Annotated in this window: 10 protein-coding genes; all 10 read right to left on the bottom strand. The window is 45.8% G+C overall.

Features of this window, described 5'->3' with window-relative positions; translation table 11 throughout:
• Positions 1–91: hypothetical protein (locus H5T41_10240; protein ID MBC7109142.1), on the bottom strand; the 91-nt coding region annotated here is incomplete at its 3' end.
• 33 nt (positions 92–124) lie between these two features.
• Positions 125–535, bottom strand: coding sequence for a transposase (locus tag H5T41_10235; protein ID MBC7109141.1), 411 nt, complete (start codon positions 533–535; stop codon positions 125–127).
• Positions 536–747: 212 nt separating this feature from the next.
• Positions 748–1,536, bottom strand: coding sequence for a sugar phosphate isomerase/epimerase (locus tag H5T41_10230; GenBank protein ID MBC7109140.1), 789 nt, complete (start codon positions 1,534–1,536; stop codon positions 748–750).
• A gap of 3 nt (positions 1,537–1,539) precedes the next feature.
• On the bottom strand, positions 1,540–2,631 hold the full coding sequence (locus H5T41_10225; protein MBC7109139.1) for a creatininase family protein: 1,092 nt from the start codon (positions 2,629–2,631) through the stop codon (positions 1,540–1,542).
• A 68-nt stretch (positions 2,632–2,699) separates the two neighbouring features.
• On the bottom strand, positions 2,700–3,728 hold the full coding sequence (locus H5T41_10220) for an alcohol dehydrogenase catalytic domain-containing protein (protein MBC7109138.1): 1,029 nt from the start codon (positions 3,726–3,728) through the stop codon (positions 2,700–2,702).
• A complete protein-coding gene (gene iolG, locus H5T41_10215; protein ID MBC7109137.1) occupies positions 3,697–4,761 on the bottom strand; it encodes an inositol 2-dehydrogenase in 1,065 nt (354 codons plus the stop codon). The genes H5T41_10220 and iolG overlap by 32 nt, the downstream gene beginning before the upstream one ends.
• 24 nt (positions 4,762–4,785) lie before the next feature.
• Positions 4,786–5,595, bottom strand: coding sequence for a sugar phosphate isomerase/epimerase (locus tag H5T41_10210; protein ID MBC7109136.1), 810 nt, complete (start codon positions 5,593–5,595; stop codon positions 4,786–4,788).
• A gap of 19 nt (positions 5,596–5,614) precedes the next feature.
• The gene (locus tag H5T41_10205) at positions 5,615–6,373 is read right to left on the bottom strand and encodes a sugar ABC transporter ATP-binding protein (GenBank protein ID MBC7109135.1); all 759 of its coding nucleotides are present in this window, start codon (positions 6,371–6,373) and stop codon (positions 5,615–5,617) included.
• The gene (locus H5T41_10200) at positions 6,358–7,386 is read right to left on the bottom strand and encodes an ABC transporter permease (protein ID MBC7109134.1); all 1,029 of its coding nucleotides are present in this window, start codon (positions 7,384–7,386) and stop codon (positions 6,358–6,360) included. Before H5T41_10200 ends, H5T41_10205 begins: the two co-directional genes overlap by 16 nt.
• Before the next feature lie 11 nt (positions 7,387–7,397).
• Positions 7,398–8,396: a substrate-binding domain-containing protein gene (locus H5T41_10195; protein ID MBC7109133.1), complete on the bottom strand. Its 999-nt coding sequence runs from the start codon at positions 8,394–8,396 to the stop codon at positions 7,398–7,400.
• Between the last annotated feature and the right edge of the window lie 987 nt (positions 8,397–9,383).

Genomic DNA, 9,383 nt, shown 5'->3' with positions numbered 1-9,383 from the left:
GCCCATCCGGCTTGATCCCGAGGGCCATGTACACCGGTTCCTTGGCCGTCTTCCCACGGCGGATGGAAAGGAAAGTCCCGTCCAGGAACACCGCGTAGTACTCCTCCGCTAGGGGCCTTTCCCGCTAGGCCTTCACCTGTTCCGCGGTGACCGCGAGGAGTCGGGAGATGCTTTGCGAGGAGTAGAAAGCGCCGTAAACGCCTTCCAGGAAGCGGGAGATGTTCCTCGTGCTCACCCCTACCGCGTAGAGGGTGAGGATGGCTTCCGAGAGGTCGACCGAAGCGCGCTTCCGGTAGGGCAGGATCCACGGATGAAAATCCCCTTCCCGGACGCGGGGAACTCTAAGGTTCTCAAGTGGGCCCGCGAGGGTGAGGAGGTCCCGGGTGTTGTAGCCGTTAGCCTTGGTGGGGTGCTCCCCAAGATCAAGATATATCTCCCTCTCCTCCCGCATGAGGTTCTCCAAAATGTTACGAACCGTCATCTTGAACTCCTTTTTGAACACCTTTAGGATTTCGTCGCGGTTTTCTTTTTGCATGGGGGCTTTCCTTCCTTTCGAGAGTCTTTTCCAACGGGAGGGCTACCATGCTGCCTCTAGAGACACTTTCCGAGACACTACCGGAGACTTCTATGCTACCCTACAGACACGTAAAACAGACTACTATATTATGCTGACCGGATACAACGATGAGGCATTATATAAAATTACTCCATACAAAATAAAAGTCTTTATCAACTCGAAAAACTTTTCTAAGTCCATTGCGTGCGTATTTTTTGTGCAGCAGACAAAAGGGCTCGTTTGTCAGGCTTGGGAATACACTCGATCACTAAACCGCCACGGTAATCTATCGCTTCCAAGGCTGTCCAGACCTCTTTAAAATCTAAATGACCATATCCTGGTACCCATCGATTAGAGTCTGCAAGGTCTACATGGAACAGCCTCTCCCCAGCTATTCGGAATGCGTCACCGACTTTTGGTTCCTCAATATTAGCGTGGAAAGTATCAAGGTGTAGTCCAACATTATCTTTTCCTATACACTCGATAACTTCTAAGGCTTCAGATACAGTATTAACCAACCTTGATTCGTACCGGTTCAGGGGCTCAAGTGTTATTTTAACACTGAAATCAAAAGAAGCACACTCACGCAAGGATTCAACTAATAAAGTTTTGTCTCCAACAATTCCGCGCAAGGTTCCAATAATTACCACAGCTCCGAAACGCTTGGCAAAACGCATATGACCTTTTATTCGCTGAACTGCTCTTTCGCGAACTCTGTCGTCTGGAGCAGAAAGGGAAAGCCTTTCCTTCTCCAGCGCTTGACCAGTGGCAAGGGCCAAAAGGCGAAGACGTTCCCGTTCGAGAGCTTCTGCTACCTTGTCCATATCTACGCGGACAGGATCTGTAATTGCGAATTCTACACCTTCGTATCCCGACTCCGCTACTTGTCGTAAAGCTTCCCGCCACTCTGTGGGTGCGAACGGAGAAAAAGGTGTAGGATCCTGCAAGGGTACGACAAGCCCCAGTGGCCAACCTTTCATCAATTAAAACCCTTTGCGTGACAAGGCGTAAACCGGCCTCCACCCGCGTTCCTCGGGCCACTTCAGATAAGGTTCCATTTCCTCTCTGGTGCGGAGGGTTACTTTTTCTACGGGCGGCACTTTTCCTGGCGGGAACGTTTCCAGAATTTGGTCTATGACTAAAGTGAGGTAGCGGAGAATTGCAGCAATAGGGCGTTTAGCCTTCTGGGCCGAAGCTCGTGTAGGATCCCCCACTACACCTTCAGGTGTAGCCATAAGCTCTATCGCCATATGTCCCTCCCCTTCTGACCACCTATGTGGACGCCGGCAATCATCCACGGAGGTGTCGAAATGTCCTGCAAGAACAAACACTTCAGGTTTCGCTTTTTCAGCTTTAGACATGTCCACCATGCCTTCAGGAAATAAGAGTAAAGCTACTGAGGTCTCGGCTTCGTCGGCGTGTATAAAGTATGTTTCCAAGAAATCTTTTCGCCCTGCCGGGAAGAAAAACTCCCGTACTGCTCGGTGCCAGTCCAAAATCTGAAAAATTCCTGGAAGCTGGTATCGGTACATAAACTCGTGCAGGGCTGACTCCAGCAGCCATAGGTGTCCATGGTTATTAATTATAATCTGCTTACGAAAACCGTCGTTCCACAAGCCTAACATTACGCTGATTATTGTCTCGCGAACCGCTTCTGGTGACACAATAATAGTCCCAGGCATTCCGATATGGTGGTATGGATGCCCACCATAGTTCAAAGGCGGCCAGGCCAACGCAACCGGTCTTCCCTGCTTTGCAGTATAACGCCGCACTGCCTCACAAATCTGAGTTACCATAAGCGTATCAAGCCCAGAAATAGTATGCATCCCATGATTTTCAGTACATCCTACTGGAATTAAGACGATGTCGTTTTTTTTGCGCTCCTCCACTAACTTTGCACGAGGGGTGGTCTGTATGTACGTCCCGGGCTTACCAAGCTCTGAAGGGGAAGGGATCCCATATTCAGCAAGAATCTTATCGATTTCCTCTTCAGAGGCATCCCAGATTTCTTTCTTCAGCCGGCCTACCTCCGTGTCTTCAAAGATAATCGCCGGGTGTTCTGTAGTTATCCACATAAATCCTCCTTTCGAAGCACTCCTCCCATAAAGACTAACTTGAAAGCCGCATTCGCCGCCTACGTGACTCATGGAATAAGTAAAATTTTAACAGCTTCAGGATTATCCCGCGCCGTTTCAAATGCCGTGAGCGCTTGTGCTAATGGAAATCTATAAGTTATAATTTTTGTAAAATCAGCTAGCTTTCGTGCCATAAAGTCTAAAGTCTTGGGAATAAAGAAAGGACTATCACATGAACCAAAAATCTTAGCCCCCTGCCAAATCGACTTTCCAATCTCGATAGGCACTTTGCGCCCAACGCTGTGCCCAATTAAAACAATGCGGCCTTCTTTTGCAACGACCTCGACGCTAGCTGCTAAAGCAACATCACTACCAGAACATTCAAGCACCAAGGTTGCCCCGCGATTTTTTGTGCAATCCATGATCTCCATAACAAACTTCTCCTCAGATGGATCGACCACTACATCAGCTCCAAGATCCTTGGCTAGCTTCCTCCGAAATGGTTGCGGTTCTACCGCTACCGTGAACGCCCCTGCTACTTTGCAAATTAACAAAGCACAAAGCCCAATCGGTCCACAACCAAAGATCACTACACGATCATGAGGAGCAACCCCCCCACCTACTCCCCAAATTCCGTGGTAGGCGACGGAAATCGGTTCAACGAGCGCTGCCTCTTCATATGTAAGGGTATCAGGAATTTTATGTAAACGCTCCTCCTCAGACACATGATACTCGGCCATTCCTCCTGGCGTCTCCCACGCAAAGCCATAATATTTAGGATTTATACACATTGCTGGAGACATGCCATCTTTACAATTAGGACAGATGTGGCATGGAAGGAAACATTCGCCAACAACTCGGTCTCCTACAGATAGACTCTTAATCTTGCGACCAACTTTGATTACGTCACCTACCCATTCATGACCGGGGATAAATGGAAAGGTTCCTTCCTTATTTGTGCCTTCCCACATATCTACATCTGTGCCACAAATACCAACAGCTCGTATCCGAATAAGCACCTCTTTGTCCGTGGGTTCGGGATCAGGAAGCTCTTCTAGCCGAAGGTCATTTACCCCACGAAGCACTACTGCTTTCATCTGTACCTCCTTTCTTTTTATCGGTAATCTCCGCCAGACGTACAGGGCGGCGCTCCTCAAACGAGCGTTTAGCTGCATAAGCCATAACTACTGCCATACGCCCATCATGGCCTGTCACCGGCGGCTCTGTGTCTTTTTTAACGCTTTTTACAAATGCTCTTAACTCTGCAACAAAGGCTTCAGGGTAGCGATCTGGAAAGAAAAAGACATTAGGGGAAAAATGTACGCCATTGCTGTCACTCAAAGATACTAAATCTCTTGGCCGATTACCCACACTAATCATCCCTTTTTCCCCAAACACTTCTAATCGTTGATCATACCCATAAACAGCGCGGCGAGAGTTTTCAATAATTCCTAACGTTGAGCTCTTAAACTGTAACATAACAATAGCAGTATCGATATCACCAACCTTTTGGAGCTCGGGATCTATAAGTACTGATCCAGACGCGTAAAGCTCTTCTACTTCGTCGCCTGTGAGATAACGGACCATGTCAAAATCGTGAATTGTCGTGTCAAAAAATAACCCGCCACATGTTTTGAGATATTCTAAGGAAGGAATGTCAGGATCACGGCTCGTAATGCGAACAAGATAAATCCTACCAATTGCTCCTTGAGCAATAAGCTCTTTAGCTTTGTGAATACTTGGATCAAAACGGCGGTTAAAACCAACTTGTAGTTTCACTCCTGCCTTTTCTACAGCAGCGAGAGCATCATCAATCTCTTTCAGGTCCAACCCTAAAGGCTTTTCGCAAAAAATATGCTTTCCTTTCTCGGCTGCCTCTCGAATAATTGTAGCGTGTGTGGAACCAGGTGTACAGATGAGAATAGCTTCAATTGCCTCATTATTCAGTACCTTGTGGTAGTCTGTAACAGCTGTAGGAATACCGAATTCGCGCGCACAAGATTGAGCGGCCTTTTCTATAGCATCTGCTACCATAAGGACTTCTGCTTCAGGAATATACAAGGAAATATTCTTAGCATGAAGTCTTCCAATTGTTCCCGCTCCAATTATTCCTAATCGCAATTTCTGCATGATAACCCCCCCTTTCTCTTACAATCACCAGCCCGCGGCTTCAAGAACCTCCTTAGCTTTCTTATACGCCTCCTTGGCCACTGTGTAAGCATCTTTATCTGCATACTTTGGATGAAAAACCTCCACTGAAACAGCTCCTTGATAGTTTGTCTTTCGCAACGCTCGCAAAATTTCAACAAGTTTAAGGTTTCCTTCCCCAGGCAACACTCGATCTTCATCAGCTAATTCTTCGATCTGCTCTTTAACAACCGCGTCTGATAAATGCACAAGCCCGATCAACTCTGGTGAAAGCTTTGCAATTTCTTCTGGTGTCGCTCTGCTTACAGCAAGGTGAAACGTATCGATTACCAACTTAATCTCAGCCCTTTCCGCAAGCGCTATAGCTTTTTTAAGATTGTTAAATGGCCTTTTATGAAAAGCGACCATCTCAAAAAACAACTCAATTCCAAACATTTTAGCTTTATCCAACAGTTTGTGCAGCTCTTTGGTGGCCTCATCTATAGCGAATTTATCGCTCTGGTCAAATTGGCCTGGGACAACAGTTACAACAGGAATTTCCATTTCCGCTGCTAGAGAAAATACTAATTCACTTTTTCGGATTACGTTAGCATTATCAACAAAGAAGTTTTGAATACCCATTAAAGGGAGCCATTTAAGACTCAAGTAATTACACAACCTTTTAATTGTAACACGTTGATCTTTGGAAAGAGTGTGAAAATCAGAAACCCAAGGTTCATAACCAACAAACCCTGCTTCCTTGGCCGCACAAAGACCTGTTATTAAATCTGCCTGACGAATTGTAGCCGCATTTAAACCAAGCGTTACGTGTAACATGACACTCACCTCCTTTAAGTTATTGCCGCAGAGTTTTTTCTGTTAAATATTCAATAATATCTTTTTCTGTTACCTCGTTTTTAAACATGTCGGCGATTTTCCTTCCTCTGTCCAAAATTACAAAACGATCAGCTACTCGGTACACGTGACTTATGTTGTGTGTTACGAAAATAATTGAAACGCCAGTTCGATCGCGAACTTGTTGTATAAAATCCAGAATACGCTCTGTTTCTTTAACAGAAAGTGCTGTAGTAGGTTCATCTAAAACTAACAATTTTGCTTTAAAGTACATTGCCCGGCCAATATTTATTGCTTGCCTTTCTCCCCCTGAAAGGACACCCGCGGGCATGTTAGGAGAATGTATCTGAACACCTATATTACGAAGAACTTTTTCACATTCTATATACATTCGCCGATAATCCAGAAAACCTAACTTCCGTACAATCTCTCTGCCAAGAAAGAAATTGCGCGCAACACTTAGCAGCTCTACTACACCTGCCTCTTGATAAACTGTTTCTATGCCCATTCTTCGTGCTTCCGCAGGAGAATTAAAGTTTATTTTTTTCCCTTCGAAATAAATAGACCCTGTATCAGGGGGAATAACTCCTGTAAGAATCTTAATTAATGTAGATTTCCCAGCGCCATTATCTCCCAGTAACCCAACTATCTCAGAATGTTTTACAAAAAAGTCTACACCTTTTAACGCCCTCACAGGCCCAAAACTTTTGCTAATATTTTCCATATAAACCAATACATTATTAGCTATTTTCGTAACCATTTTCTCCACACCCCCTCGTTAATCATTGCTGCAATTGCAAGAATTATTCCCATAAAGACAATGTACCAGTGTCCTGGAACGCCTGATAATAATAACCCTGAGCGCAAGGAGGAAATAAGGGTAGCACCCATGAGAGCTCCTATTACCGTGCCATAGCCCCCTCTGAGCAAAGTGCCACCTGTAACTGCAGCAGCGATGGCTGCCAGCTCTAACCCTTCGCCATGTGTGACAGCTACCATACGAAACCGTGCTACAGACATAATCCCCCCGAAAGCAGCAAGTACAGAGCTTATTATAAAGCATGTTATACGAATTTTACTTACATTAATACCCATTAGCCTGGCTAACATTGGGTTACCACCTGTTGCAAAGATGTGATTTCCAAAACGCGTATAAAACAAAATTAAGTGAGCTAAAAGAGCTATGCCGATCAGCCAAAATAATGAATATCGAAACGGAGTTTCTCCAATCCGACCGGCGAGCACATCAAAAAAAATGTTATGATAACTACCAAAAGATCGAGGAAACCCTCCTGTGGCCAAATAAAGCACACCCCGTAATACAAACATCATTCCTAAAGTAGTAATCATTGAAGGTACGTTGAAATGTTCTGTTATAATGCCATTGATTAAACCGCATACAAAAGCACAACACAAAATTAAAACGAAAGCCGCAACACAAGACTGGCCAATTGCCTGAGTAAAAACGACAAAAAAGAGAGCACCAAATGCATAGACCGAACCTACGCTGAGGTCTATAACGCCCGAAATCATTGCCATCATTAAACCTAAAATGACCGCCCCATTTTCAGCGGTAAGTGACATAATCGCAGCTAGATTATCTAGTTTAAGGAATTTTCCTTTCGTGGTGAACGAAAAAGCAAGCCACACTAAAAACACAGCTATAACAGCGCCTAACTCAGGACGCTTTGTTAAAAAAGAGAGAGGCAAGGACTTAAATCTAAACCTAGACAGCCTAGACTTAATCATCCTTGCCTCTCTCATGGCTGTCAATATGTGCTATGTTAATATGTCCAAATTATTAACTTATTATACAGTTCTTCTCCTAAAACTTTAAGGTTTGCTTCTTTAAACTCCATCGCATTTGATTTGTCGATGATAATAGGGCCTGTTAATTGGTTTACCAGTGCAGGTTTATATCCATATTCTAGATAAATATAAAGCCACATTACAGGCAAAAATCCCTGAAGGAAAAATTGCTGACTGTGGCTACAAACTAAATACCCACGCAAGATGCCTTCAATTGAGAACGGGCTATCATCGACTGTCCCAAAGAGGATTTGATCAGCTCGACCCAAGTCTTTTGCAGCTTTATGAGCCCACGGAGCCGCCCATCCAGCGGGCGCAAAAATCAGGTTAACATCTGGATTGGCCTCAAGGCCGCTACGTGTGACTTCATACAATACTGTTGGATCCTCAGACGCTGCGAGATGTACAGTTTTGACTCCGAGCGGCTCAAAAAAGTCACACCAACCCTTATACCGCGCCATAATTCCGGCATGGCCGACATGGTGATTTATGAAAAGAGCTTTTACTGGTTTAACACCTCTTGCCTGGGCCTCTTGGTATACACGTTCAGCAATTTTATACCCGGTCAAGTATTCGTCACCACCAACATACGCAATATAAGGGATGCGTTCACTCTCGGGCCTCATGTCCGGGATATTTACTGCAACTACAGGTAGACCTTCAGCGATAGCGCGCCTCAAAGGCTCATCGAAGGCAACAGGGTCGGTAATGGATACAACAAGACCATCGGGTTTGGCGGCAATCGCAGCTTCTATTAGCTCCCGTTGTTTCTCGACGGAAAATACTTCCGGAGCACTGTAGATGACCTTGATTGGAAGTATCTTTTCCGCTTCTTTAATGCCTGCGAGATACCACTGAGTATTAGGGTCAGCGGGTCCCATATGGGTAACGAAATAAAAAGTATATTTTGCCTCTGTAACAGCTAATCCTACTACGCCGGTTAGCAACACTAACAACCCACAAAACCAACGCATCAAAACCACCTCCTTTTGCTAAAAGCAAAACCTTGTAGCTATATTATACTACCCTCAGACATAGGTGTCAAGTCGGCAAGGTCGATGCACTAAGGGATGGTGACCCACCTCAGTGGCCGGACTTAGGGGTGCTCGAGGCGTTTTTGAAACCGTGGGGCATTTCCTCCTATTGATGAGCTTGTAAAAGACTTAAAGAAAGAAGGGGTGCCTCCGTATCGGCACTTACCTTTACTGAAGCTTAAAAGCTCCTCCACTCGGAGGACAAGGCAAATCTTCGCCTAATGTGGGAGAGCCAAGGAAACAACTCGAAGGCTCTTCATCTCCCGCAATATACGGTAAGAAGCGAGTTCAGCGCTTCCTTACTGAGGGAGAAGCGAGTCTCACGGATCGGTCCCGCCGGCCTCATCCCAGCCCCGCTGCACCCCGGCGGAGGTGGAGGAAAAGGTCTGGCTCTCCACCACCGCGAGGGGTGAGGAAGAAGACGCATCGTCCATGCCCTCGGCCTTTTTGAAGGAATGGTCCGGCATATCTTAAGGCGCCATCTTGGGGAAGATTGCAGGAAAAGGAGGAAGTGCGAGACCTTCTACCCAGCCCGTTGGGCCCGGGAGGAGGGTGTACCGTTCCGGCTAGCTCAGGTGGACAAAGAGCCCCGTCACGCGTAATGCGTTACGAGTCCTCCTTTGCTAGGGCGACTATAAGGGGACTTCCTTTTTTGCCAATATATATTTCAAATTATCAAAACACTGTATTGCCGATGGGAGCCCGCCAAGCTGTGCCAATAGAATCGGCTACAGGATTAAAGTAATTAGCTCCAAATTTGGCTATTGCAGATGGCAACCAAAAAGTCGCTCGTTTTTTCGGCCCTCTGGAAGCGCTCGAAAGTTTGTGCTTTGGACCGCTGCTTTTAGTGACCGGTAAGAGACCTAACTCTCTTCCTAGGCGTGTGGCATCCAATCCTTCGACGCGGGAATATCCGTGGCCGAGAAT

The organism is Methanomassiliicoccales archaeon (assembly GCA_014361295.1).
In the GTDB taxonomy this organism is placed as follows: Archaea; Thermoplasmatota; Thermoplasmata; order Methanomassiliicoccales; family JACIVX01; genus JACIVX01.
This window is presented reverse-complemented; position numbering and strand designations above follow the sequence as displayed.